This window comes from Olivibacter domesticus (genome assembly GCF_900109575.1).
Lineage (GTDB): Bacteria > Bacteroidota > Bacteroidia > Sphingobacteriales > Sphingobacteriaceae > Olivibacter > Olivibacter domesticus.
Genome location: NZ_FOAF01000001.1, coordinates 1142882 through 1168936 on the forward strand (window position 1 = coordinate 1142882; position 26055 = coordinate 1168936).

The window sequence follows — 26055 nt, forward strand, 5'->3', positions numbered from 1 at the left end:
TTTTTCTAGGTACTTAAGGTGTTGAATTGTTAGTTTTCTGCTGCAAAGTAAGGCCATTAAGGAAAACATGATCCATATTTTTTGACTGAATAAGTACTTTATACTTTTCGCCCATTTCCATGAGCAGCGACCGACAGATATATGCTTCTTCTCTTGCCATTTGAATCACATCTCGTGTTTGGTTTTCATAAAGTCGTCGTAAATGTTCTTTAAAGCCAAGTGCCAATAAGAACTTCGCCTGCGTGGTTATTCCACAAGTATCTAAACCCCTCTTCTTTCCCCAATGGATAAGTGCACTGAAATTCACATGCGCCGTTATATCTTGCTCCCCAATATTAGCAAACACATCGTCATTTACACGATGCTTATTGTAACACCTAACACTTCCGCTTCGCCGGTAGTTACTATATAATTCCCTTGACTGCTCACCGTAATCAATCGTCAATAAAAATCCTTTCTTAAGCTTTAAACTAATTTCATTAATCCACTGCAATGCCACCAAATTGACCTCCGTTTGGTAGCCTTTGGGTAAGTCTATAAGCAGTTCTTTAAAATAATTTTTCAACTTCGGAGGTGCCGGTCGCAAAACTTTTGTGAACGCCCCTTGATAATCAACATACACCTCCAATAGTTCGTGCTCCTTTACCACCGAGTGCACCGGAAAGTTATCAAGCAGCTCATTCGAGATCACGCAGTCTATCTCTCCCTTTATAGCATCTATAGCATTATACCATGCAACCTTATCATTTAGCTGTCCTTGCGCAATAGTACGCATAGTGGGACTGATTTCAACAATACAATACCTCAAGTGCTTATATAATAGTGGAATGTTCTTCAAATAAGCTAAAATATCCTTACACAACATCCCTGTGCCTGCTCCGTATTCCACAACAGTCAACTCCTTACAACCTAAGAGGCGCCACATTTCTTCTAACTGTTTCCCCACCATTGCACCAAAAGAGGGTGTTAAGTAACAGCTCGTATAAAAATCTCCATTCACACCGATTTTGTTACCCGCGGTGAAATAGTAGCCAAATTGATGATCATATAAACAGCTGTCCATATAGTCACGAAAGCTAATGGGCCCATCCTGCTCAATTTTAGTGATGATACTTTCGGCTAATTGGTTATTTGTTTCCATTGTATAACAACAAAATTTTCCCTTCGTAGTTCAGAAAAATAAAAACTTTACCAGAAGAACATGCACGTTACAAAACAATTAAGGCACCTATTCCTTTATTATCATAAAGAGATTATATGGCAGCGGAAAAACCTGATTCAGCACAAGGTGATCTAAATTTATTCACGCGGAAAGTATGGATTACGATGGGTATCATTACCCTCATTGTATTGCTTACCTTTATATTGAAAGCTGCCTTTAATGTTTTATTAATGGTATTTGCAGGCGCGTTGATAGCCGTTTATTTTCATGGTTTAGGTAATTTACTTCAAAGAAAAATTAAATTATCTCATCGATGGTGTGTATTGATAGGTGTCCTGATCACATTACTATTGGTAGGATTTTTATTTTCGTTTCTAGGTGCTAAAATATCAACGCAAGTAAGTGAGCTTTCGAAAGATATACCTGCCATATTGGAGGATGTAAAAGGCCGTTTAAACGGTTCAGAAGTAGGTCGCAAAATTTTGTATTATTTTTCTGATGGAAATAGCTCAAAAATGATGAATTCTTTTCAAGATGTATTCAGAACAAGTTTTGGCGTGGTGGGCGACGTTTACATCATCCTTCTTATTGGTATCTTTTTTACCGTGAACCCTGGCTTATATAGAGAAGGCATTATCAAGTTAATTCCAACGGCAGGAAAAAACAGGGCTCGTGCCGTAATAAAAAGACTAGATTTTACGCTTAAGGGCTGGCTAAAAGGCATGCTGATAGCCATGTTGTTTATTTCGATTCTGAGCTTCATTGGTTTATCCATTATTAATGTACCGATGGCACTGGCACTGGCTTTTTTTGCTGGCCTGCTCAATTTTATACCAAATTTTGGCCCACTCATCGCCATGATACCGGCCGTGTTGATCGGATTCACCGAGAGTGCCAATACAGCCTTGGTAATAGCCTTATTGTATATTTTAATCCAAACGATTGAAAGTAACATCATCACACCAACGATTCAGAATGTCATGATTAAAATTCCGCCTGCTCTTATCATCATAAGTCAAGTGTTATTTGGAACGTTAACCGGCGGACTTGGAATTATCCTTGCTACCCCACTTCTGGTGGTTGTCATTGTGATCGTCGATGAGCTATATGTGAAGCGGCAATTGGACACATAATACCAAACCCTTGTTCAACAATCTTGTTATAACAGTACCATTCAATGTAATAACATTTAGTAATTACGAAAGGTCCACTCAAACGTTCAGTCTATGGCACTTGATCAATATCGTAAAAAACGAGACTTCAAAAAAACCAGCGAACCAAGGTCCGGTAAAAGCATCAGTAAAACACAGTTAACGTTTGTCGTACAAAAACATGATGCCTCCCGTCTGCACTATGATTTCCGCTTGGAAATGAGAGGCGTGCTAAAGAGTTGGGCAGTTCCAAAAGGGCCATCATTAGATCCGCAAACAAAGCGGCTTGCCATGATGGTGGAAGACCATCCGATGGATTACAGGTTGTTTGAAGGTGTGATTCCGAAAGGTGAATACGGCGGCGGAACCGTCATTGTCTGGGATGAAGGTTATTATGAGCCCATAGAACCAATTAAAGGCAAAAAAGCGCAGGAAAAGCATTTATTGGATCAGTTAGGTAAAGGGTCCCTGAAGATCAAATTACATGGCCAAAAACTTGAAGGGGAATTCGCTTTAGTGAAAACCCATGGCATGGGCGAAAATGCCTGGTTGCTTATTAAGCATAAGGATACCTTTGCAAAGACAGCAGATGTGACCAAAAAAGACAAATCTGTGCTCTCCGGCAAGACGATAAAAGCTGTGGAGACCGATAGTACTCATGTTTGGAGAAATGGCCATGCAGAAAAAAAACAAGCAAACAAAAAAGCAACAAAACGAAAAAAAAACACGAAAGCTGCGGATGAGCACCTCGCTGAAGATGTGGATGAAAAGGTCAAACCAAAAAAGCTAAATGTAGCTACACTGCTTAAAAAGGCACCAAAATCGGCTGTCCCCACTAAGGTCAAGCCCATGAAAGCTACATTAATCGACGAACCCTTTGATGATCCTGATTGGCTGTATGAAGTAAAATGGGATGGCTATAGGGCTATCGCCAACGTCAGTAAAACAGCGGTCAAGCTCATCTCGCGAAACAACATACCCTTTGATAAATATTACCCGCTGGTTGATCTTTTGACGGGATGGCGTATTAATGCCGTGATTGACGGAGAAATTGTTGTATTGAATGACAAGGGATTATCAGATTTCGGAGCTTTACAGAACTGGAGAAGCGAGGCAGATGGCAACCTGGTTTATTACGTTTTTGACATTCTTTGGTATGAGGGCAAAAACCTGATGCAACTGCCTCTGCTGGAACGGCAGGCAATCCTTCAGGATATGCTGCCTACCGATGACGACCGTATTCGCCAAAGTAAGGTTTTCGCTGCTAGAGGCATTGATTTCTTTGATGCGGCCGAACAGGTAGGTTTAGAAGGTATCATTGCAAAAAAAGCTGATAGCAGCTACGCCCCTAATATTCGATCAAAACAATGGTTAAAAATCAAGGTGCAACGTCGTCAGGAAGTAATCATAGCGGGCTTCACAAAAAATGCGGGCACCTCTAAGGTTTTTAGTGCGCTTATTTTAGGCGTGTATGAAGGGAAAGAACTGCGCTACGCTGGAAAAGTAGGAACGGGATTTTCCGACAAGCTACAAAAAGAAATGATGAAACGGTTTAAACCGCTGATTACCAGTAAGAGTCCATTTGAAAAAGCACCAGATGTTGATAAACCTTCCCGATTTCGGCCACAGCGAGTGGGCGCCAAGCCTACATGGCTAAAGCCCACATTGGTATGCGAAGTTAATTATGCGGAAGTAACAAGCGAAGGTTTGTTTAGGCAAGCATCTTTTAAAGGTATGCGAGAGGATAAGGATGCCGATGAAGTGGTGATGGAAGAAACTACAGATACTGAAGCACTTGTGACCGATGTAAAAAACAAAACAGCAAAAAGGGTAACGAAACCTGCTAAAAATGAGCGACGCACGCTCCTGAATCCACAAGAAGAAACCCAAACGCGTAAAGTACAAGGGAAAGATCTCAAATTCACCCACCTCAGTAAAGTTTACTGGCCAGATGATGGTATTACCAAAAGGGATATGTTCAATTATTACTATAGAATTGCCGAGTATATCCTCCCCTATCTGAAAGACCGTCCCATGTCATTGAACCGTTTTCCAAACGGAATCAAAGGGCCTAGCTTCTATCAGAAAGACATCAAGGGTAAGGCGCCCGACTGGGTCAATAAAACCTATCCATATGTAACCAGCGAAGGAGAGCACAAAGAATACCTGGTGGGTGACGATGAAGCGACACTTCTGTGGATGGCCTCTTTAGGCTGCATCGAAATGAACCCTTGGTTTAGCAGGGTGCAATCTCCAGACTATCCAGACTATTGCGTGATAGATCTCGATCCAGATAAAAACACCTTTGATCAGGTTGTCGAAGCGGCACAGGCAGTACGGAAGGTGCTCGACGATATTGATGTGCCGAGCTATCCCAAAACTTCCGGTTCTACAGGCATACATATTTACATACCGCTCGGTGCAAAATATACCTATGATCAGTCGCAGCTTTTTGCAAAAGTTATTGTCAGTCTTGTGCACGAAGAATTGCCAAATTTTACGAGTCTCGAACGTAAAGTAAACAGCCGGAAAGGAAAGATGTATCTTGATTTCTTACAGAACAGGCCTGGAGCCACTATAGCATGTCCTTATTCGCTACGGCCAAAGCCCGGCGCAACAGTCTCCATGCCACTCGCATGGGACGAGGTAAAACCAGGTCTCAAGATGAGCGACTTCACCATTCACAACGCATACGATCGATTAAAAGAAACTGGTGATCTTTTCAAAGGTGTGTTGGGAAAAGGGATAGAACTTGTTAAAACTATCAAAATCCTGCAACAAAACCAAATAGACCACCAGTATTAACGTTATGCAGGTACTTGACGTGGCTTTTCACGTTCCCAAAACCGATGCAAAGCAATAGCTTGAATAAATTGTTCTGATAATTTTTTTAAATCTCCATTTACCACAATCCCTTCTGTCAATACCGTTTCATCAGAAAAATCCGATGGTAGCTTATTCGCAAAATAAGTAGCTTCCAGTACCTGTAACCCCTGCTCATCAGCGGCAATCGCTTTACAGTGCTTAAATGCTTCGTTTAAAAAATGGACAGCATTTGCTTCCGCTTCCAAGGTTGCCACGCTATTTTTGCCACCAGGTACATACACGGCGTCATATAGCACAGATGCTGCTGTCAGAAAACTTTCATCAACGGCTATTTCTTTATTATTCATCCCAATAACGGCGTTAAGTCGTGGCGCAATAACATGTACTACCGCCCCGCCAGATACAAGGGCATCTTTTACGCCATTTACAGATCGCTCATCCACCCCATCAGCCACTAAAAAGGCAATTTTTCGCGATATGATGCTGTCTTTAATAGTATTCTTCATACTCAGCGCTTCGGAAGACGCCAGTGAAGATTCCACCTGCGTCGGTTGGTAATCTGCAACTTTGCCATCTGCTGGAATACTATGGTTAATAGGCTGTTCAGGTTTCAATACCTTTAATCCCAGTGCATAGGCAACTTCAGTCGCAAGCCCCCTATCGATGAGTGATAATATACCAATCATTCGCTGCCGCACGGCAACCGTTTTAACCTTTCCAAGCTCGAAAGATAGTGCATCAATCAAATGGTTTTTCTCGGGGTCAGACTGGCTATTGAAAAATAAACGCGCCTGGCTAAAATGATCAAAAAAGCTTTTACTTCTAGCACGTACCTTCTTCGCATCGATACGTTCTTGATAACTTGCAAAACCACCTTCAGCAGCCTTCGCTTGTACCGGGTCGCCTCCGCCTAGCGAGTTTGGGTTATAACTAGACTTGCCTTTATTGATTTGCTGCCGCATAAAACCATCCCGTTGGTTATTATGGATAGGCACTACCGGCCGGTTAATAGGAATCTCGTGGAAGTTGGGGCCACCAAGTCGAATAAGCTGCGTATCCGTATACGAAAATAAGCGTCCCTGAAGCAAGGGATCATTCGTAAAGTCTAATCCTGGCACAATGTTCCCTACATGGAAGGCCGACTGTTCCGTTTCGGCAAAAAAGTTATCCGGATTGCGGTTCAATGTCATCTTTCCGATACGCTGCACAGGCACCAGTTCTTCTGGAATAATTTTAGTCGCGTCTAAGAGGTCAAAATCAAATTTAAATTCATCAGCCTCCGGAACAATCTGTACACCAAGCTCCCACTCAGGAAATGCACCACTTTCGATGGCTTCCCATAAATCGCGACGATGAAAATCGGGATCTTTACCAGAGATATTCTGCGCCTCATCCCAAGCTACGGAGTGAACACCCAGCAGCGGTTTCCAATGAAATTTGACGAAACTCGCTTCCCCCTTGTCATTTATAAAGCGAAACGTATGCACCCCAAAGCCTTCCATCATACGATAGCTGCGTGGAATAGCGCGATCACTCATGAGCCACATAATCATATGTGCCGATTCTGGCATCAAAGAGATAAAATCCCAAAAGGTATCATGAGCCGATGCCGCCTGCGGGATCTCATTATCCGGTTCAGGTTTTACGGCATGCACCAGATCTGGAAACTTCAAAGCATCCTGAATAAAAAACACCGGCATATTATTTCCAACCAGATCAAAATTACCCTCTTGCGTATAAAATTTTACGGCAAAGCCACGAACATCCCTTGCCAGATCGGTTGAGCCTCTTGAACCCGCCACGGTAGAGAAGCGTACAAAGACCGGTGTTTCAGTAGCAGTATCATTTAAGAAATGTGCTTTTGTAAATTTATTTAGTGGCTTATAGACTTTAAATACCCCATGTGCGGCAGAACCGCGTGCATGCACAACACGTTCCGGGATACGCTCATGATCAAAATGCGTGATCTTTTCCCGCAATATAAAATCTTCCAGGAGCGTAGCACCACGATCGCCCGCTCTGAGCGAGTTTTGATCGTCATTAATCTTGACTCCCTGATCGGTCGTCATGAATGCCCCCGTGCTGTCTTCCTTATCGGGTTCCAAATTTTCAATCTTTTTATTAGGTTGATTGGTCGCATGTTTTGTTTCTTGTTGTTTAGCCATTGTTGTTGTTTATTATTAGGCTTCATCAGCAGCCTGGTAGTTCACATTATTTTCTGCAACAGCTGTTAATAATTCATCAGCTGCCTTTTCTTCCTTAAGCGTTTGTTCTAAAAGACTCGCCACTTCATCCAGCCCCAGCGTAACAGCCAATTGGTAGAGACCGCCATAGGTGGCAATTTCATAATGTTCTACTTTCTGGGCAGCTAGAATAATACCCACATCGCGCGTCGCTGTTTGGGCCTCCGTACTTTCAATGATGCTTTCCCCCTCTTTAGTTAATCCTTCCATAGCATCACATTTCTTTGCAATGGCCTTCTCCCCAAGCAATTCAAATACCTGTTCAAGCCGGCTCACATGTTCTATCGTTTCTTTTAAGTGATTTTCGATTGCAGTAGCAAGTTCAGCAGAAGTGGACTCTTTTACCATTTTAGGTAAATTTTTTACCAAATGGTTTTCGGCCCAGTAAATGTCCATGATGCCGTCCAAAAACAACTCGCGGAGAGCAGGTGCTGCCGTCACAGAAGTTTTTGTTTTAAATTTAGGCTCGGTGCCTGTTTCATTTTTCATATCGATGGTTTTAATGATATTACCTATTAATAAGGTGAATTATATTGTTCTTGGAATCCATTATTACAACTCATGACTTATGAGTATTTTTTGTAACAATTAGTATTACCCAACAACCCTACCGATTCATCAATACATCCAGCAGTGTGCATTTTTTATCTGTACATGTCATGTGCACAAAAAATAAGACACGGTAAGCGAATATTTTTTTAAAAAAATGATTGTAATTATAAACTTTGGCAGGCTTTTTTCTGTGTCCTATTTCGCGTATTATATACTCTCAAATTAAGTTCAACTTACTGACTGGGCACCTGGGCATTTTCATAAATCAGTCCCTCCGTTTTTAATTCTTGCCAAAAAGCCGCCGGCACTGTTCTATTTAAAGCATTTACGTTCAATTCTACCTGCTGGGGCCTGCTTGCTCCAGGAATAATAGATACAAACTCATCTGCCGCCAATACAAAATGTAAAGCAGCAGTGATGATATCTATCCCATGTTTTCTTGCTATCAAACTGATGCGGTCTCTCTTTTCCTCAAAGCCTTTCGGTATAACATCCTTATAGTTATAACGTTTACGTCCAGAAATAAAACCTGAATTATAGCCTGCGCCCGACACCAGTTGAACACCTGCTTTCCTTACCGCGGGTAAAAGGCGGTCAACAGCATCTTCATGTTCTATAATGGAATACTGCGTTGCAGATAAACAAATATCCGGGTCGGCCATGCTTAAACAATCGAGGATAGGCTCTATTTTGTTAACCCCCATTCCCCAAGCTTTGATAAGTCCCTGACTTCTGTAATCACTTAATACCCTAAATGCTCCTTCAGCTGCCTGCTTCAGAAAATAAGGATAACGGTCGCCCACTTGATCCTCTGAGAGATCATGTATATATACAATATCGATATGATCAGCCCACTTCTTTCCAAACTATCGGCTATCGCTTTTTTAACGGCATCTGCCGTGTAGCTATGTTCAAAATCATAAGGCAATGGGTCCAGCCACATGGTTGGTGGCACCTTGTTTTCCGGAACTTTACGAAAAAGCCTACCTACCTTGGTGGAGAAAACGAAATCCTCCCGGGGCTTATCTTTCAAAAATGCGCCAAATGTTCGCTCGCTTCTCGTAAGGCCATACCAGGGCGATGTATCATAATAACGAACACCTAGATCCCAAGCCTTCTGTAAAATATACTGTGCTTCACTCTCTGATATCTTCTCAAACGCAGTACCTATAGGTACGCCGCCTAATCCCAACTGCTCATTTAGCTGAAAAGCATTCTTTTTTATCCAAGTTTCCATAGTAGATTATTATACGGTAAGAAAAACTAATTATTAGTAAGGGATTTTTAGCATGTGTTTGCCTGATGATTTTATTTAACCAATTTTAATGCTGTGCCTTTATGGGCCGCAATATGATCTGATTTGTCACTCTTAATTTCATACTGTGGGTGATCCTCATCAGCATGGTGTGTATAGTTTTTATATTGAAAATCACTGGTATGTATTTTAATTATTGTGCCAGAAACATGGCCTGCTTCTGAGTTCCAAGTAACATGGTCGCCTATTTTAAATTTCCGTTCCATTTTAGCGTTTAATAGATAACAGGCAGCATAAAATATGGTTTTGAAATCTATCAATCTAATGAAGCGTCAAAATTCCCGTAACGGGTAAGCCTACATACAAATTAAACATCGCCGAATAATAAGGTAACATGTTACAATAACATGTAAACATCTTATATATAGACTTTTTTCAAGGCGATTATATTTGGGCTTTAACTAATTACCGAGCCCGCGAGCTCATGGATACCTTAATCAACAAACATAACATCAATAAACAAAATATAAACAGATGAAAAGAACTGTTAAATTATCACTTTGGATTGCTGCAGCCTTAACGGTTAATTCGGCAAGTGCACAATTCCCTAAAATCACAGAAAATTATTCTGCAGATGAAAACAATGTAATGGATAGTGTGAAAAATGATTCAGAGCAAAAGTGGGAGAAAGTATCCGCCATCGTTGATGAAGACCGTAAAAAGGGCAAACATTTCATTCCCTGGGCTTCAACACCGGGCGACTTGGTTCAGGCAGAAATCCCTGCTTTCCCTGGCGCTCAAGGAGGGGGAGCCTATTCTTTTGGTGGTCGTGGAGGAAAAGTCTATGTGGTAAGCTCCCTAGCTGATAGTGGACCGGGCACACTCAGAGAAGCTTGTGAAGCTGGAGGCGCTAGAGTGGTTGTTTTCAATGTTGCAGGTATTATCAAGCTTAAAAGTCCGGTTGTTGTAAGAGCGCCTTTCATTACAATTGCCGGGCAAACCGCTCCTGGCGATGGTGTTTGTATCGCAGGAGAATCGATATGGCTCAATACACATGACGTCGTAATCCGACATATGCGTTTCCGACGTGGGGAGACCGACAAGAGCAGGCGGGATGATGCTATTGGTGGTAACCCGGTAGGAAATATCATGATTGATCACGTATCCGCAAGTTGGGGATTAGATGAAAACATGTCGATGTACCGACATATGTACGATCCAGAAGATGGTTCTAAAGTAGAGAAACTCCCAACGGTAAATATAACGATACAGAATTCCATTTTCTCCGAGGCCTTAAATACCTATAATCACGCCTTTGGCAGTACAATTGGTGGTTTTAACAGTACTTTTATGCGTAATATTTGGGCAAGTAATACAGCACGAAATCCATCTATTGGCATGTATGGAGATTTCACTGCCAGCAATAACGTCATTTTTAACTGGAAGTATCGCTCCATAGATGGTGGAGATTATCGTTCCATGTACAATATTTTTAACAACTATTTTAAACCCGGGCCAGCCACACCTAAAGATAGCCCTGTAGGCTTTCGGATTTTAAAAGTTCAGTCGGGACGAAATAAACTACCTCAAAAAGTTTATGGACGAGCCTATATCAACGGAAATATTATGGAAGGCAATGAGCGTGTAACAAAAAACAACTGGGATGGCGGTGTACAGGAAGAAGGAAATCCAAATGCAGATCCTTACACCGATTATATAAAAGTAACAACCCCGTTTCGACATGCACCATTTGATATTATGAGTGCGAAGGAATCCTATAGTTTCGTGTTGGCCAATGCGGGTGCAATGCTTCCTAAAAGAGACGCAGTAGACCACAGAATTGTAACACAGATCAAAAGTGGAAAGGTAAGCTATAAAGATGGAATCATAACAGACATTAGCCAAGTAGGCGGTTACCCCGAATATAAGGGCAGCCCTTATAAAGATTCAGATAATGATGGGATGCCCGATGAATGGGAACTAAAATTTGGTTTGAATCCCAACGATGCTACCGATGCAGTTGAAGATGTAAATGGCGATGGGTATACGAACATTGAAAAGTATATTCATAACATCAACCCCGCTAAAAAAGTAAATTGGAAAGATCCCAAGAATAACTTTGACACCTTAGCACAGAAATGATTTTTTGGTTTTCCTTTGGTATAATAGGTATTGGCCTGGTATGGACGCGTTTCAAGCGCGCCATACCTATCATCTAGTCGTCTTGTTAGCATTTTCGACCTGCACATATTTTTTACTATAATGCACATTCATTAGATCGTAACGTTTTAACTGTTCATTTAAACGCTTTAAAAAGTCGGTATAGTTTCGCTGACTTTTTGGCGTCCATAACATTTCACTCAATGCATCTAAACGTGGAAAGAGCATATACTCCGCTTTAGCAGGGTTGGCTACGTATTCGCTCCAGAGGTTCCCTTGTGCGCCCCATATATAGGCAGCAGCCTCTTGGTTCAAGGATTCCGGTACCGGATCATAACGATATACATCCTCGAGTGGCAAATACCTCGCAGCAGTTAAAGAATCGTCTTTAGCAAATTGAGCATGATTAAAATATAAAAATTTTTCCGGCGTCATGATTACCTTATGCCCCTGTCGCGCGGCAGCGATCCCACCGCTTTCCCCTCGCCAGCTCATGACCACCGCGTTAGGTGCCAACCCTCCTTCCAAAATTTCATCCCAGCCAATAATTGTTTTGCCTTTACTGTTTACAAATTTCTCAATGCGCTGTATAAAATAGCTTTGCAGCTCCTTCATGTCCTTCAAACCTTTCTTTTTAATGAAGTTTTGACAAAAAGCAGATTTACTCCACCAAATCTTCGAGCATTCATCACCACCTATGTGAATGTAAGAGGAAGGAAAAAGATCCATAACCTCTGTCAAGACATTCTCCAGAAAACGAAAGGCACTGTCAGAAGGTACCAGTACATTGTTAAATTTGTTAAAAATACCCCATGTTTGCGCTACCTGCTTAGGTTGATTAGGGGTGGTGCTGAATTCGGGGTATGCCGCTAATACGGCGATATTGTGACCGGGCATTTCAATTTCCGGGATAATGGTTATATAACGTTCACTCGCATAGCGGATAACCTCTTTAATCTCTTCCTGCGTATAATATCCACCATAGCGTTTGCCATCGTTGCCGGTACCCGGATATAAGCCTATAATCGTTCCGTTACGCCATGCACCTATTTCAGTTAACCTTGGATACTTTTTGATTTCGATACGCCAGCCATGATCATCTGTTAAGTGCCAGTGAAAATAATTCATCTTATGCAAAGCCAGGTAGTCAATGTATTTTTTCACGAAAGAAACATCAAAAAAATGCCTACTTACATCTAGGTGCATACCCCGGTAAGCAAAGCGTGGATAGTCCAAAATATCTACTGCTGGTATGAGTAAGTTAACGCTTTGTTGAACGGGCAATAGCTGAATCAATGTTTGTACACCCTGAAAAACACCTTCCGGATTAGCTGCTCGGATATACACTTCTTCTTTTGAAGAGGTTAACTGATAACCCTTAAGGTCTTTAAAGATCATGGAATCAGCAGCCAAATGCAACCCATCACCATATAAAGCAGTACTATCACTTGTGATGGGTAAGGTAAAACCATATAACTTTTGTAGATATTCATTTAAAAAATCTGCAATATGCCTTAATGCGGGATTGTTAAGGTAGATTGTCGTTTTCTCGCTTAATTGAAATGGAGCTTCCGTTAGATGCTGCTTAACCTGAACAGGTTGAGGTATAATGGCCGGTGTTTGCGCTTTTGCGAAAAGTAAAAAAGAGATAGCAAAGATTACGGTGACCAGTTTTTTCATAGCAATAGCAATATATTAGAGGCTCCTGCATCATAAGCAGCGGCTGTATTAGCGCTTTACAAATAACACTCAATCAAAAAATGGTCAATTTAAGGAAAATTGTTGTAAATGCTCTTAGGAGTAAACACTAATTATCTCGGCATGGCACGAGGCTTTGTCACCAATCCAGCTTGATAAACGCTACCGCCTGCCGTTTCAGTTTTAGCGGCACTACCGTTTTCCCCTCACTTATTTGGATCGTGCTGCTGGAAACACACTTTAGTTGACCGGCCTGTTCAAGCTTCGTTATTTGTTGTTGAGTAGGTTTTTGCGGTGAACCCATTTTCTTCCATACCTCATATGAATTACTGTTCTCATCATCGATAAGATAAATGTTCAGCATTGCCTTTTTTACCGGCACGTGGTTGAGAACGACGCTAACAGTTTCTGCAGGCCCCTGTTTATCAACATCGTGATAATTCCACACCATCACGGCGGCAGATTTTTCATCTTTCGTAGCAAACGCCCCTATATCAGTTCTTTGACCACGGATACTCGAATCCAGTACTGTTTCTAAAAGATACATTCTGTCACTTTCAACTCCTATACGATCGCCTTTCATCATGCCAAACATTCTAAAAACGTTCAATACCGGTTTATCAACGCCATTGGTTGCTAGGTCACGGAAACCATAAAACCAAGGTTGGTTTTCAAATTCGAAGGACCAAGATACCGCTCCCAGAAAATTCACCTTGGCACGGTCGGCCAACAAATATTTCCGTGCAAAAGAAGCTGCAGTATAGCTGGAATACATGGTTCCATTGCGATAGGCATTTTCCGGGTTGGTAGCCATACCACAGGCTGCGCACCCTTCAGGATCCGATTCACCAATAATTAAGGGCAAATCTTTTGTCTCCGAATAAGAAGAGGCGATGCGAAAACCAGCAGCAATATCGCGCATTTGTGGAGCCATATTCATCACTACCCTACCATCTACCAACTGTGGCGCCCCTTTGGCGTGAAAAAGTAACGCTTCTAAAGGAGATCCTCTTTTTCCTGTGGCATAATTGGTGCCCGATATGCAGTGTTTTATAAAGTTATTCATCCACTCTGTAGCCTTCTTACCCGATGTTCCAGCTATATTGGGCCCTCCTATTTTAGCTGTTGGTAATGCGCGCTTAACACCGTCTGCCGCATAGTCGTAAAGTTTAAAGAATTCTTCCTGACTGGCCATCCAGTAATGCCCATTAGGTTCGTTCCAAACTTCCCAATACCAACTTTCTACTTCCGCCTTTCCATAGCGTTCTACCGCATGTTTTACCCACTGGTAAACCAGATCACGCCATTTATTATAATCTTTTGGCGGATAAGCCCAACCTGTTATAATATCTGTATAGGGATCTCCCGGCTTCCAATGATGTCTGTAAGGTTTGGGATTATTTGAAGATAAATCTTCGGGCATAAACCCTATTTGGGCCAAGGGCTTCATCCCTCTTTGAATATAGGTATCAAAAATACTGTCGATGATGGTCCAGTCATAAACTGGGTTGCCATCTGTATCTTCGGTATAAGCATTAGTTGAACCCCATTTTAACGCCGCTTTACCATCACCGCTTACCAATAAGCTATGCGTGCGGACGTATACGGGAACCGGACTTAACTCAGCTAATTCCGAAAGGAGCTTTTTACCATCTTTCATATAGGTATAATTCGGTTCGTCATATCCGAACCATGACCATACAGGTTTCATGGGAGCTATTTTCTTTTGAAGATCTACCTCAATGGAATTTTCAACTAACGAGGCCTGCTGTGCCTTGACACCTATACTAGCAACCGTTAAAATTAGAAGAAAGAGACATCTTAATGTCTTATGCATATCTGTTATCATCTTAGGTTTTTATCTGATATACCAAATATAACTGTAAAAATAACATTTATCAAACTTCTCGTAATAATCACCCTAAAAAGAGGCATTGGAAGTCGCAATCCGCCCCTTTGTTTGACGTATATATACTAATATCTCCATAGAATTTTCTATAGCTTTGTTTCCAAGCAAGACATCCACATTTTAATTTTGGTTTATGAATACACAAGCGTTCATAAGACAAAACAAAGTACCAAGTAAAGTGTGTATATATATAAATAAACATAGTAATAAATCTAAAAAAAACAATCATGGCAAAGATGAATCCCTATCTGAACTTTGACGGCAATGCCGAAGAAGCGTTTAATTTTTATAGATCTGTGTTTGGTGGCGAATTCGCCGGTGGCATCATGAAAATGGGCGATTCGCCCGGCTGCGAGGGTATTACCGAAGCAGAAAAAGACCGGGTGATGCATGTAGCACTACCTATTAAAGGTGGTGATATGCTAATGGCGTCCGACACGGTGCCTTCTATGGGGCAAAAACTTGAGGCGGGCAATAGCAATTACATTTGTATCAGTCCGGAAAGTCGGGAGGAAGCAGACCACCTCTTTCAAAATTTATCTGCAGGCGGTGAAGTAGAAATGCCCATGCAAGAGCAGTTCTGGGGCGGTTATTTTGGCAGTTTTAAAGATAAATTCGGTATATGTTGGATGATAAATTATGATTCATCGCCAAAAACACCCTAGTAAAAAACATATCCGAACTGATTAAGGGGGCGTGGCTAATCACGTCCCCTTTTTTAAGCTTAGACACATGGGATGCATTGCTTGCCATCAACATACCTTCGATGAGCTATTACCCTTCCATCTTATAATTAGTAACTAAAAAATTATTGTTTTAATTATTTATTCCGCATTTTAAAATACTATCTTTATCAGCAATTAGACAACATCTTGTTACGGTAGCTAATCCTAAACTGTAAAGATTTCAATTAATGAAGAATGATGACACCTCTGAAATAAAAGACTTTAAAGCCGATATAGAGGCAATCGCTAACATTGGCTCGGTGCCAATGATTCTTGAAATCATCTGCCGCACAACTGGCATGGGCTTCGCAGCCATTGCCCGCGTAACAGAAGATCGATGGATTGCCTGCGCCGTAAAAGACAAGATTAATTTCGGACTTTTACCCGGTGGAGAGTTGGAGGTACTTACCACCATCTGCAATGAGATCAGGCAACACCATCAACCGGTAATTATCAGTAATGTAGCACTCGATAAGAAGTATGTAGACCACCACACCCCCGCAAAATACGCCATTCAAAGCTATATCAGTTTTCCTATATTTTTGAAGAACGGCGCTTTCTTTGGCACCTTGTGCGCTATTGATCCCCAACCGGCAGACCTTGATGCGCCCGAAATAGCCGGACTTTTTGGTATTTATGCAGATCTTATTTCAAGTAACATGATCGCTGGTGACCAACTATCCGATTACAAACGGGAACTGGAAACAGAAAGAAAAGCGAAGGAAGCCCAAGAGCTTTTCATGGCCATTTTAGGACATGATCTGTTAAATCCTATTAACGCTGTAGGTAATGCCGGGCAGCTGTTGAGCCGCTATTCAGCGGATGAAAACATTAAGCGTATTGCCAAGATGTTGAACAACTCAGCCCATCGCATGAAAGAGATGGTAGAAAATGTAATGGATTTTGCCCGTAAGCAGCTTGGTGAACGTATATCAATTGATAGTCATTCTATTGATTCGATAGAGGATGCGCTTATACAGGTGATTCTTGAAACCAAGATGGTTGCTACAGATGTCGATATAACGACTGAATTTGATTTACCGCATGCCGTGAACTGCGACTCCAGGCGCATCTGCCAGCTGTTTTCGAACTTATTGAGTAACGCTGTTAAACATGGAGATAGAAATCACGCCGTTCATATTAAAGTAACAAGTACGCCTAGCATGTTTTCACTAGCCATCAGCAATAGTGGAACTAAAATACCGAAGGAAGAAATCGCTACATTATTTGAACCCTTCTCTAGAACAAAAAGTGGTTCCAAAAAACGTGGTTTGGGCCTTGGGCTATTTATTGCCTCCGAAATTGCAAAGGCCCATGATGGCACTATTCAGGTCTTCTCTACCGACGAAGAAACCTCCTTTGTTTTTAATATGCCCAACGATCTAAGCAATTAATGTATTGAGGAAAACCTTATTTATTAGAAAGGAATACCATCAATGCATTTAAGTTAGGCAAATAAAGGTAGTAATATCTCCCACAATTTTTCCTGCTTCGGTTTTTGCGATACCACGAAGTCTGAAATCAGTACCGGTGCGGGCTAGTTGCTCCACCTCCAAAGAAACTGTGTCAGCAACCATGGCTAGGTTATCGGCCGTTAAAGTACACTCTTCAACCATAATTTTAGCCTGCTCGCTATTTGTGAGGTGGTGAACAAGGTGTATACAAAGATCATGTAGCACACCGAGCAATACCGCTACAGGCAATGCCGGATAGTTAGGAAAATGACCGCTGCAGTGGTATTCCTCAATCTCGCCCAGTGTGGCTGTCGCTCTTACATCGTAGAACTGCAGATCATGGAGTTTATTTTTATGTATGTAAGGGCTTGATATGGTGGGGAGGTAATCTCTATAGCCATGTGCAAAGAGCCTGCCGAACATTCCTTGGGGAATTACATGGAAGCTAACATCAATACCGCAAATCAGCTCATTCTCCTCATCTATAAGGCAAGCCTTTGCCATGGCAAGCCTCTTATCGAACGAAACACATTCGGCTAGTAATGTTAATTGTTTACCTGGTGTTGATTTTTTATTTGATACACGCTTATACGTTCCTTTATGCGCCAAATAGTAATGTTTCGATTTTGTTGGGTTCATCATGGCGCTAGCAACAGAACCAAGAATAGCAAGGTGCCGGCAGGCTTCCGCCATGGTAATGGGCCATTCTTCGAACCCAATAGCCGATTCAGATGTCACTCTTGCCGCTACTATATTCTCTTTTAATACAAATACGTCCTGAAGAGCATAATATGGCGTATGCACATCAATAAGTTCAAAAATCTCCTTCTGGGTTAAGAAGCGTTGATTGTTTTCGTTACCTGAGTGATCTGCGTATTGAGAATGAATAAGGGCTAATGATCTGGGGCTAATCGTTGCTAATGCTTCCATAATTTCTCTTAATGATAATACAAATAGATTTAGTGTCTGTTGATATAAAGAAAGCGATTGTTTACGCTTTTGCAAAAAACATTACACCGAATGGCAATCTCCTTACACCAAACGGTCCTTACCGTTATTGAAGTTAACCCAGTGTAAATTCATCATGAAATACGGATAAAGCAAGTCTTGCCATCATGTTAACCTATATCGGTTCTTTTTGCATGGTTCTTCCCGAGATATTAAATAGGATAACAAAACCTAAGAATAACTCACAGCCTCTTGCCAAACCAAAATCCCATACCAATCAATAATGCCATAACGCTTAACAACCAAAAGGCATACGGTTCTGACGAAGCATGTCGAGTCTTCTGATGCTGATCGCTTGCTTGCCTACTGCTTTCTTCCATTTTATATCCCTTCACCGTGGTAGGTTTTCCCCCCTCTCTTCCTGCGGCGGCTTTTTGCATAGGCGTTCCAGCATTTATCGGCCTCCTACTCGATCTCGTCCGACTTCCAGAAGCAGATTTTTCCTTTCCGGCTACTACTTTCGCCGTATTATTCCTCGTGGCAGGTGCAGATGAGTTCTTATGGATGTTACCTAGCTGTGCTACCAGACTGTTCACCATATCTTTTTCCGTATAGTTAGCCTTTTGCTGCACAAAATCCACCAATGCCTCATTTCCACATACATTATCAGCACAAGAAAGCCCCGTTTCTTCTGCCGTTTTCAGGTATTCGGCTACGAGCTGTTGCAAACGCCGCTCATCAGGCTTCCAGTAATCTTTCCTGACCACTTCCAGCATCCGTGCCAGCATCGTCTGGTAAGCATAAGGATTACCAGCTTCCCTAAATCGCTCTTTGATATCCAGCTCATATCGATCATTGACATAGGTATCCATCCAATCTTCCCATTTCTGCGCGTCAATTGCCTCCGGCGTTGTTACCTGCCAGCCCCACATATTATCGGCTACCTGACCAATCATCCGTGCCCCGGCGTACCCTTCATTCAGCATCTTCTCAATCCATTTAGGATTCAGGTAACGGGTATTCATTTCTCGTCCAATAAATTTGTCGAGTGATTCCTGCCGGGTATTCCCCGGATCAGTCAGATTGGTAATCATCACATCGGGCGACGTTCCATCCACATGGCGTACTGCCATCGCCATCCCACCCAATGCCTGAAAGAAGTCGTCATTATCCAAGGCCCCATACACATTGGTGGAGCGGCTATGAACAACCGCTTTGGTACCAGATAGTGCCTTTTGAAAAAGTGATACCGCTAAATCCTTTGCCGTCTCCGGAAGTGCACCTTCCGGCATATTCCCCCAAAGACCTTGCCCATAGAGGTGACTCATCCGGTTAAAGTAAACGGCACCAACCTCCTGGTCTTTTTCCCATTTATCGGAAGCCTGCACCACATCGTTCAAGCCATTGCCATAACTTCCACTCTCCGTACTGAACAGGCGTACGCTCGCCAACTGACGGGCCAAGGTGGTATCACTTATTCCGTCAGACAAGAGTTTCTCCATACTTTCATCGATATGCTCCCGCAAATAGTTAACACCTTTTTGCTTATATGCCATTGAAACGGCCTTGTCCAGCAACAGCATTAGGTTAGGAAACATATCACGGTATAAGCCCGAAGGTGTGATCACCACATCGATGCGCGGTCGTCTAAGAGCCGTATCCGCAATGGCCGCTACCCCTTTTAAACGGCCGAAACCATCGTAAGTAGGTTTTATTCCCAATAAACTTAACATTTGTGATTCCATAATGCCTTCATGTCGAATGGTTTCTACCGACCATAAATTAAACCCCACCTTATCCGGATACTGTCCCTTGTGCCTACTACGGTAATCATCAATCAGCTGATTGGCGAGCTTCTCCCCTTCCCGATATGTGTCGATGGTTGGAATTCGATCAGGGTCAAAAGAATAAAAATTCTTTCCCGTGGGGAGTGCCGAAGGATTCCGGATAGGATCATTGCCCGAGCCCGCCTCCACATACTTTCCATTAAGAGCCGTCATCAACGCATCCAGCTCCCGCTCGCCACTGATCATGATACGTTCGTATACATCCCTTAGCAGCACGGCAAGCGAGTCCTTCGGCAGATCCTTCATCCTTCCAACAATAGCCTCAGCCGTTTTCATCGCCATGACCGAATCTGGCGACTGCCCAAACGTATGCATCCCCATGGGTGTAAGTGTTTCCTGAACCTCCTGAAGGTAATGTTCCACCCGCTGTACATCCGCTACTTTAATATCGCCATCCACCTGTAAGTCTTTCAATATATTCGCTTGTCTGGCCAATCGATTTATCGTACGCAAATGAACAGCAGCCAATGCCTCACTTTTACCAGTGGCCACATCATAGTCATTAATCGCTCCTGCAAGCGCACGCAGCTCCGGTCTTAAAGCCGCCTGATCAAAAGGTGGGGTGAGGTGATCAATAATCACGGCCATTCCACGCCTTTTAGCCTGTGTTCCCTCTCCTACATTGTCCATGATATACGGATAAATATTCACCAGGTCGCCAATCAATGCCTCCGGTGCATCGTCATCATCAAAACCAACCTCCCTTCCCGAAAGCCATTCATGCGTTCCGTGCGTACCTAAGTGTATCAGCGCATCGGCCGGCATGCCTTTTTGCAGGTACAGATAAAAAGCAATATATTGGTGATGAGGCGGCAGCGATACGTCATGGTACAGCGCCTCCGCATTTTCCTCCCAACCTCTGGCTGGTTGAGGCATCAAGTTAACCTTTCCATAAGCAACCTTGGGCAAGACGAAATAACGTTTTCCTGCCGCATCACGCCATGTCATGATTGTCGCCTCCTCCGGTTCGCCCCATTTTTTTACCACCTGTTGCCGAAAGGCAGGATGCAATTGACTAAACCATTTCTTATACCTCTCCACCGAAATCAATACCGGATGTGTTTCCCGCACCAATCTATCCAGTTCTGCCGGTGCCCAAGTGCCAATATTACGGCCTCCGTTCATTACATCAGCAAACACGGTGGCGGAATCAGGAACCTGCCCACCAAGGTCATATCCAGCTGCTCCCATACGGGTTAAAATGTTTGTCATACTTCTCGGCAAAACGTTCAGGTAACTGGCGCCAATATTGTTCTTTCCCGGATGACCATTATAATAGATGAGGACAATTTTTTTCTCCGAATTAGTTTGGCTTTGCAATCTTGACCAAGCCTTAACACGTCCCACCACCCTCCTGACACGACTTTCCGGAGCGTATTTGACACGGTATTCGGCAGTACCGGTTTGTCCTGACAATTCAGTAGTTGCTGCAATGGTGGGCTGTATCTGACCACTCAATTCCTGACGAGCGAGCGATAGCGCACGTGCCGCAATCGGTATACCCAAAGATGAAGCATGCCAACTGGCGGTGTCATCACTGATCGTTATGGCATTCATTACCGGTACCCCCATATGGGCAAAAGCCGTCTGGAGCCGTTCGTTGGATGCTCCAGGTAACGATGAAAAATTAAGCAAAACTGATAAGCGCGATTGCCCACCACTATCCAGGCAATAGCTATTAATTGCCTGATCAAGCGGATGGCCATAGAAGGCCATCACATCAAAACCAGCGGTGTCCAAGGCGTCCGCATAAGCTTTCATATAATCCCATTGCCGAGTAACCGCTTCATAACGAAACATATATAAACCAACCAAAGGGCGTACACGCAGTTTCTCCGTTTGCGCGTACCGCGCAAAATTAGTATACACCTCACCGTTCCGTAGCGAGACGATCCCACTTTCGGGAAATGGGACAACCGGTTTTACTGGATACGCAGCACCTAAATGCCTATGCAGCAGCATCAAGATCATATTCGCCAGGTTATCCGGACTCGGGTGTTCAAAATAAGCCGCCACTTCCGGATCAAAGCGAATGCCTTGTTTGCCATAAGTATCCGCTTCCGGGGTATTGCCAAGCGCGTATACATGACCACCGTGTTGAACAACACGCTGTAAATCACCAGCAAAAAGCTGTAACACGGCGGGCGTATGCACATAGCAGACAGCTATATCAGCATTTCCCACATTCATGGCCGCAGCACGATCGCTAGCCGTCGACACCAGGTAAGCTTCCTTAAATCCCGGAAGCTTTTTCAATTGTGCAATGGCCTCCGCAACAGGTTTGCTATAATTTTCAGAAACCAGTATCACCATCTTTTTCGGAGCAGGCGCACAAAACCCCTTTAACACGAAACAAAGGATAACCTGACCTATTAATAGGATACGGAAAAGCAGCTTACTACCCATCATTTTCAGGCACATAGATAATTTGTCCGTCCTCCAATTGATAAGCCGTCCCCAAGCGTTCACCATGACCGGCGGCTTCTTCCGGCGACAGTTTTTTCACTTTTATTTCCTTTCCCTTTTTTGAAATAATTTCCATCTGCCCTTGCGCATTCTTCTTCGTCAAAGTTACCTCCGTATTCGGGTCAAACAGTTCCAGCATGTTAAGTGCTGTCATTAAGGCTATAATCATAGCGACGATGAGTACCACGCTCACGTCAAAAAGGTTGGCAATACCACTTATGGGATCCTCCAGAGGCGCTTGGTCCTGCTTGCTATGATGTTCTGATAATAATTTCATATGTATACTGCTTACTTTTTAATGGCCATATGGAATACTCATGTGTGTTTGTGTTAGGGAGACATGCGTATTTCATGCTAAAGTGATTGATTATAAACCGAAGATACAGCAGTGTCCATTTGCTGTGAATCGGCCATCCTTAAACGCGTTTCCGCCTCTACTTCACAAGCAAGAAAATCTGCGTGTAGCCACTTTTCCCATTTTAAGCTGATCAGGTAGGCAATCGTTCCGCATACCAATCCAATGATGGTAGAAGTAAAAGCCGTTAGCATATTGCCCGACATCGCAGTCATATCGCCACCAGATAAGGAAGCCAACGCTTTTCCCATCGGTATCAACGTACCCACCAAGCCGATGGACGGTCCTGTTTTAATCAGAAAGCGGATATTGTCCAAACGCCCATTCTGCTTTTTTTCCCAGGACCGCACCAGTTCCGTCAGCCTGATATCCGGATAAGGGCTTTCTGTCAAAATAGCCTTTATCTCCCCTTCATGCTGCTTAAAAAAAGCATGAACAGCTTCCTTCGGTTTTCGTATACGCACCATTCCGGTACGCAAAAAAATCCCAATACCGATCAAGGTCCATACCACCATCGCAAAAAGTGCCCATAAAACAGGAACGTGCAAAAGTTCCGTGAGCTGAAAAAGAAAACGATCAATAAATGCTGCCATTTTTTTATTTTTATATTATAATTGATAAGATACCCCGGCAAAAACACTTCTTCCCGGCGCGTAGTAATAACTGGTTGGCGACGTATAGCTTCCATAATAGCGCTTGTCGAACAAATTGGTCACATTAACATTGAGTGTAAGTGGGCCGATAGCCTTACCAAATTTGATATCGAAGACCGTTATGGCAGGCATCCTCTTTTCAGATGTATTTTCCAGATCACCATAATAAGAACCCGTATGTCTAGCCCAAAAGCTCAGATGGAACAGTCGCTGGCGATCAAAAATCAAGGCTCCGCTCACATTGTGAGCGGGGTTATCGCTCATATCATTACCTTCATATTCCGGATTAGTCTCATAACGTTTAATCTCAGATGAATTATAAAAGTAGCTGGCCTGCAGGGAGAAATCCGGTCTTAGCCGATAACGCGCAAAGGTTTCTGCCCCCCATAAATTCACTTTTCCAATATTGATATATTGCCTTACCGGCAACCCTTGCACATCCAAATAATCAGGAACTTCGCCCTCATTAATCAATACTGCTGCCAGAAAATCACTGTATTGAGACGTATAAAGCGTACCGGAAAGTTCCAGTTTATCAGACAGCTGGAAGTCAGCCCCTATATCATAAGAATACCGCATCCGCTCCGGCTTCAATCCCGGATTTCCCAAACGGAAAGACGAACCTAATGGAGCAGCATTGTACATATAGAAACTGCTCGGTGCCCGGAATCCGGTAGCATATACCGCTCTTAAACGCAAGTTGCTTAGCAAGTCATAACTCAATCCTACTTTAGGATTGACAATATTAGAAGAAGCATTATCATAGGCGATGGAAATATCGTTGCCCGACATATTATCAAAGAATTTTCCATTTCGGTTAGCCCAATGATCGTACCTTAGTCCCACATTCGCATGCAAGCGATCCGTAATGTCCAGGTCGTCATTAATAAAGAAAGACACAAAATCCTGCCTTCCGGTAAAATCCTGGATGCCCTGACCATAATAATATTTCCGGGATACCACCTCCGTAAAGCGGGCATCTGCTCCCACCGTCACGATATGCGCCCCCCAAGTGCGGTGCACCTTTGCGATCAGGCCATACGTATCAAGCGGTACCCGCGAATCATAGTAGCGGTTATCAAAGGCATTATGCTCCTGATTCCAGCTAATAGCGTTCGATTCACGATCCTGCACATTATAATAAACAAGCACATCGGGGGCGTATAAGGCTGTCGGATTGGTATAACGCAACTGGTAATTCCCAGCCATACTACGGTCATCATAGATGGTAGCCGTACCAGAACGGGGCTGTTGAAGGTTATAATCTGCGATAGCGGTAAGCGTTCCCGCCGACGGAAAATCATAGGAAACTTTAGCATTGACATTGAGCAGTTTCATGCTCGGTTTTAAGTAATAACTTTTCCAAAGGCTATCCGCCATGTAAGCATAGCCATCCGTTTGCTTATACTCGGCAAACACGATAGCGCCCCAGCGATCGGCAAATCGCTTTCCGGCCTTTATACTGGCCTGATAAGTATTCATGGAGCCGTATCGAAAATCCGCTCCAAGCGTAGGTTTATCTGAGGGGTTCTGCGTTACCAAGTTGATGGTACCACCCATGGAATTGGAACCGTAGATGGAAGAACCCGGCCCCCTTACCACTTCAATACGTTCAATGCTGTTTCCCGCCAAGCTGTTCCATTCAGAAACCCCACCCGTGTAGGAATCGTTGATGGGTACACCATCTTTTAATATTAACGTCCTATTTGCCGATCCGGTTCCGCGCATGATCACACTGGTGTGCGTGCCGGTGGTGGTTAAGCCACGGGAGCGGTCTACCGACACGCCGGGCAGATAAGCCAGCGCCTCATCCAATGTCTGGATTTGGCGGAGCTCGGGAGCGTCTTTTTGTATGATGGATACACTTGACGCAATTTTCCGGAGTTCAAGTGGCTTCGCAGAGGCCGTTACCGAAATAACGTCCAACATATTGACTTTAGGTTGTAATATCCAATGAAAAGAGGGCGATGAAATGGAATCCACATCCACCTCCAGCGATTGATAATTGATATGCCGTAGCGTAAAAGACTTCATCTGCAATAACGAAATAGAAAAGGTACCCTTGCTGTCAGAAGATGCTACGGTACCTTTTCCACGCACTTCGATCGTCACGCCAGCGATAGGTCTTTTTGCGGAATCAGTCACCAGCCCCTGCAGTTTCACAGAACCGGCAGTTTGTGCATATGTTGGAATGTAAAGAACAATAAGTAGCGAAAAAACAAAAACTGACAATACTAGTGGAAGCCACATGGCGCTGTTCATAGCGCGATCAAAACGTTTCATGAAATTTAAATATAATCTGCCGCAAACATAAGAAAGAGATTAATCAAATGCAACATTGTATATTTAATAAGTTAAGCTAATCTATTTCTTATTCATCTGGAAAATTAGAGTCAAATAAGATTATGATAAATAATGTCTCTTATTATAAGGTAGTATCTTCTTGAAAAAGGGCGAACAATAAACACTAAATAGCATCAAGGTTGCATATTATTTCATTCAAGAGTTAACGAAGGGAATACGCCCATTGTTGCGGCAATAGGAAGTCTATAACAATCACGTTCAGAAATAAGCTATTTTTGTATAATAACATTAAAATACTAATTGCATATAATACACCAATGCAATGATCCCATTACAGCTTGAACGCT

The 26055-nt window shown here is 42.9% G+C and carries 18 protein-coding genes; 5 read left to right on the forward strand and 13 right to left on the reverse strand.

Going from position 1 to position 26055, the window contains the following annotated elements; all coding sequences use genetic code 11:
* Positions 1–13: 13 nt before the first annotated feature.
* A complete protein-coding gene (locus BMY50_RS04880; protein WP_093319339.1) occupies positions 14–1141 on the reverse strand; it encodes a class I SAM-dependent methyltransferase in 1128 nt (375 codons plus the stop codon).
* Positions 1142–1257: 116 nt separating this feature from the next.
* Here BMY50_RS04880 and BMY50_RS04885 point away from each other — a divergent pair, with 116 nt between their 5' ends.
* Positions 1258–2295 (forward strand): AI-2E family transporter, encoded by a 1038-nt coding sequence (locus BMY50_RS04885; RefSeq protein ID WP_093319344.1) that lies wholly within the window; start codon positions 1258–1260, stop codon positions 2293–2295.
* A 93-nt stretch (positions 2296–2388) separates the two neighbouring features.
* A complete protein-coding gene (ligD, locus tag BMY50_RS04890) occupies positions 2389–5118 on the forward strand; it encodes a DNA ligase D (protein ID WP_093319349.1) in 2730 nt (909 codons plus the stop codon).
* 2 nt (positions 5119–5120) lie between these two features.
* On the opposite strand, the gene BMY50_RS04895 is transcribed toward ligD, so the two are convergent.
* The 5 genes from BMY50_RS04895 to BMY50_RS04910 all read right to left on the reverse strand — a co-directional run bounded on the left by BMY50_RS04895 (position 5121) and on the right by BMY50_RS04910 (position 9455).
* Positions 5121–7304: a catalase gene (locus BMY50_RS04895; protein WP_093319354.1), complete on the reverse strand. Its 2184-nt coding sequence runs from the start codon at positions 7302–7304 to the stop codon at positions 5121–5123.
* Between the two features lie 15 nt (positions 7305–7319).
* A complete protein-coding gene (locus BMY50_RS04900; RefSeq protein WP_093319359.1) occupies positions 7320–7871 on the reverse strand; it encodes a YciE/YciF ferroxidase family protein in 552 nt (183 codons plus the stop codon).
* 296 nt (positions 7872–8167) lie between these two features.
* A complete protein-coding gene (locus BMY50_RS28555; protein WP_262496883.1) occupies positions 8168–8737 on the reverse strand; it encodes an aldo/keto reductase in 570 nt (189 codons plus the stop codon).
* A complete protein-coding gene (locus BMY50_RS28560; protein ID WP_262496884.1) occupies positions 8710–9171 on the reverse strand; it encodes an aldo/keto reductase in 462 nt (153 codons plus the stop codon). Before BMY50_RS28560 ends, BMY50_RS28555 begins: the two co-directional genes overlap by 28 nt.
* A 71-nt stretch (positions 9172–9242) precedes the next feature.
* Positions 9243–9455: a hypervirulence associated TUDOR domain-containing protein gene (locus tag BMY50_RS04910; protein WP_093323587.1), complete on the reverse strand. Its 213-nt coding sequence runs from the start codon at positions 9453–9455 to the stop codon at positions 9243–9245.
* Between the two features lie 268 nt (positions 9456–9723).
* Here BMY50_RS04910 and BMY50_RS04915 point away from each other — a divergent pair, with 268 nt between their 5' ends.
* The gene (locus BMY50_RS04915; RefSeq protein ID WP_093319363.1) at positions 9724–11331 is read left to right on the forward strand and encodes a polysaccharide lyase; all 1608 of its coding nucleotides are present in this window, start codon (positions 9724–9726) and stop codon (positions 11329–11331) included.
* Positions 11332–11400: 69 nt separating this feature from the next.
* Here BMY50_RS04915 and BMY50_RS04920 read toward each other — a convergent pair whose 3' ends face one another.
* Positions 11401–13029 (reverse strand): beta-N-acetylhexosaminidase, encoded by a 1629-nt coding sequence (locus tag BMY50_RS04920; RefSeq protein WP_093319369.1) that lies wholly within the window; start codon positions 13027–13029, stop codon positions 11401–11403.
* A 157-nt stretch (positions 13030–13186) separates the two neighbouring features.
* Positions 13187–14884, reverse strand: coding sequence for a GH39 family glycosyl hydrolase (locus tag BMY50_RS04925; RefSeq protein WP_093323590.1), 1698 nt, complete (start codon positions 14882–14884; stop codon positions 13187–13189).
* Between the two features lie 299 nt (positions 14885–15183).
* Between BMY50_RS04925 and BMY50_RS04930 the strand changes: the two genes are divergently transcribed.
* Both BMY50_RS04930 and BMY50_RS04935 read left to right on the forward strand, forming a co-directional pair.
* Positions 15184–15621, forward strand: a complete 438-nt coding sequence (locus BMY50_RS04930) for a VOC family protein (protein WP_093319374.1) — start codon at positions 15184–15186, stop codon at positions 15619–15621.
* A gap of 248 nt (positions 15622–15869) precedes the next feature.
* The gene (locus BMY50_RS04935; RefSeq protein WP_093319379.1) at positions 15870–17075 is read left to right on the forward strand and encodes a GAF domain-containing sensor histidine kinase; all 1206 of its coding nucleotides are present in this window, start codon (positions 15870–15872) and stop codon (positions 17073–17075) included.
* 48 nt (positions 17076–17123) lie between these two features.
* Here the strand turns inward: BMY50_RS04935 and BMY50_RS04940 are convergent, their stop codons facing one another.
* From BMY50_RS04940 to BMY50_RS04960, 5 genes are all read right to left on the reverse strand, one after another.
* Positions 17124–18065: a hypothetical protein gene (locus BMY50_RS04940; RefSeq protein WP_093319384.1), complete on the reverse strand. Its 942-nt coding sequence runs from the start codon at positions 18063–18065 to the stop codon at positions 17124–17126.
* 260 nt (positions 18066–18325) lie between these two features.
* Positions 18326–22339 (reverse strand): cobaltochelatase subunit CobN, encoded by a 4014-nt coding sequence (locus BMY50_RS04945; protein ID WP_162276535.1) that lies wholly within the window; start codon positions 22337–22339, stop codon positions 18326–18328.
* Complete coding sequence (locus tag BMY50_RS04950) at positions 22329–22673, reverse strand: DUF2149 domain-containing protein (protein WP_093319400.1); 345 nt, start codon at positions 22671–22673, stop codon at positions 22329–22331. The genes BMY50_RS04945 and BMY50_RS04950 overlap by 11 nt, the downstream gene beginning before the upstream one ends.
* A gap of 77 nt (positions 22674–22750) precedes the next feature.
* Positions 22751–23344, reverse strand: a complete 594-nt coding sequence (locus tag BMY50_RS04955) for a MotA/TolQ/ExbB proton channel family protein (RefSeq protein ID WP_202907738.1) — start codon at positions 23342–23344, stop codon at positions 22751–22753.
* 15 nt (positions 23345–23359) lie between these two features.
* Positions 23360–25687 carry a TonB-dependent receptor gene (locus BMY50_RS04960; protein ID WP_093319405.1) on the reverse strand — a complete coding sequence of 776 codons (2328 nt, stop codon included), beginning with the start codon at positions 25685–25687 and terminating at the stop codon, positions 23360–23362.
* Positions 25688–26055 lie beyond the last annotated feature (368 nt).

Coding starts and splice junctions, on each gene's coding strand:
- BMY50_RS04940 (WP_093319384.1), bottom strand. CDS start 18,065: ATGGAAGCATTAGCAACGATTAGCCCCAGATCATTAGCCCTTATTCAT.
- BMY50_RS04925 (WP_093323590.1), bottom strand. CDS start 14,884: ATGCATAAGACATTAAGATGTCTCTTTCTTCTAATTTTAACGGTTGCT.
- BMY50_RS04895 (WP_093319354.1), bottom strand. CDS start 7,304: ATGGCTAAACAACAAGAAACAAAACATGCGACCAATCAACCTAATAAA.
- BMY50_RS04930 (WP_093319374.1), top strand. CDS start 15,184: ATGGCAAAGATGAATCCCTATCTGAACTTTGACGGCAATGCCGAAGAA.
- BMY50_RS04910 (WP_093323587.1), bottom strand. CDS start 9,455: ATGGAACGGAAATTTAAAATAGGCGACCATGTTACTTGGAACTCAGAA.
- ligD (WP_093319349.1), top strand. CDS start 2,389: ATGGCACTTGATCAATATCGTAAAAAACGAGACTTCAAAAAAACCAGC.
- BMY50_RS04920 (WP_093319369.1), bottom strand. CDS start 13,029: ATGAAAAAACTGGTCACCGTAATCTTTGCTATCTCTTTTTTACTTTTC.
- BMY50_RS04880 (WP_093319339.1), bottom strand. CDS start 1,141: ATGGAAACAAATAACCAATTAGCCGAAAGTATCATCACTAAAATTGAG.
- BMY50_RS04945 (WP_162276535.1), bottom strand. CDS start 22,339: ATGATGGGTAGTAAGCTGCTTTTCCGTATCCTATTAATAGGTCAGGTT.
- BMY50_RS28560 (WP_262496884.1), bottom strand. CDS start 9,171: ATGGAAACTTGGATAAAAAAGAATGCTTTTCAGCTAAATGAGCAGTTG.
- BMY50_RS04935 (WP_093319379.1), top strand. CDS start 15,870: ATGAAGAATGATGACACCTCTGAAATAAAAGACTTTAAAGCCGATATA.
- BMY50_RS04960 (WP_093319405.1), bottom strand. CDS start 25,687: ATGAAACGTTTTGATCGCGCTATGAACAGCGCCATGTGGCTTCCACTA.
- BMY50_RS04915 (WP_093319363.1), top strand. CDS start 9,724: ATGAAAAGAACTGTTAAATTATCACTTTGGATTGCTGCAGCCTTAACG.
- BMY50_RS04900 (WP_093319359.1), bottom strand. CDS start 7,871: ATGAAAAATGAAACAGGCACCGAGCCTAAATTTAAAACAAAAACTTCT.
- BMY50_RS04950 (WP_093319400.1), bottom strand. CDS start 22,673: ATGAAATTATTATCAGAACATCATAGCAAGCAGGACCAAGCGCCTCTG.
- BMY50_RS04885 (WP_093319344.1), top strand. CDS start 1,258: ATGGCAGCGGAAAAACCTGATTCAGCACAAGGTGATCTAAATTTATTC.
- BMY50_RS04955 (WP_202907738.1), bottom strand. CDS start 23,344: ATGGCAGCATTTATTGATCGTTTTCTTTTTCAGCTCACGGAACTTTTG.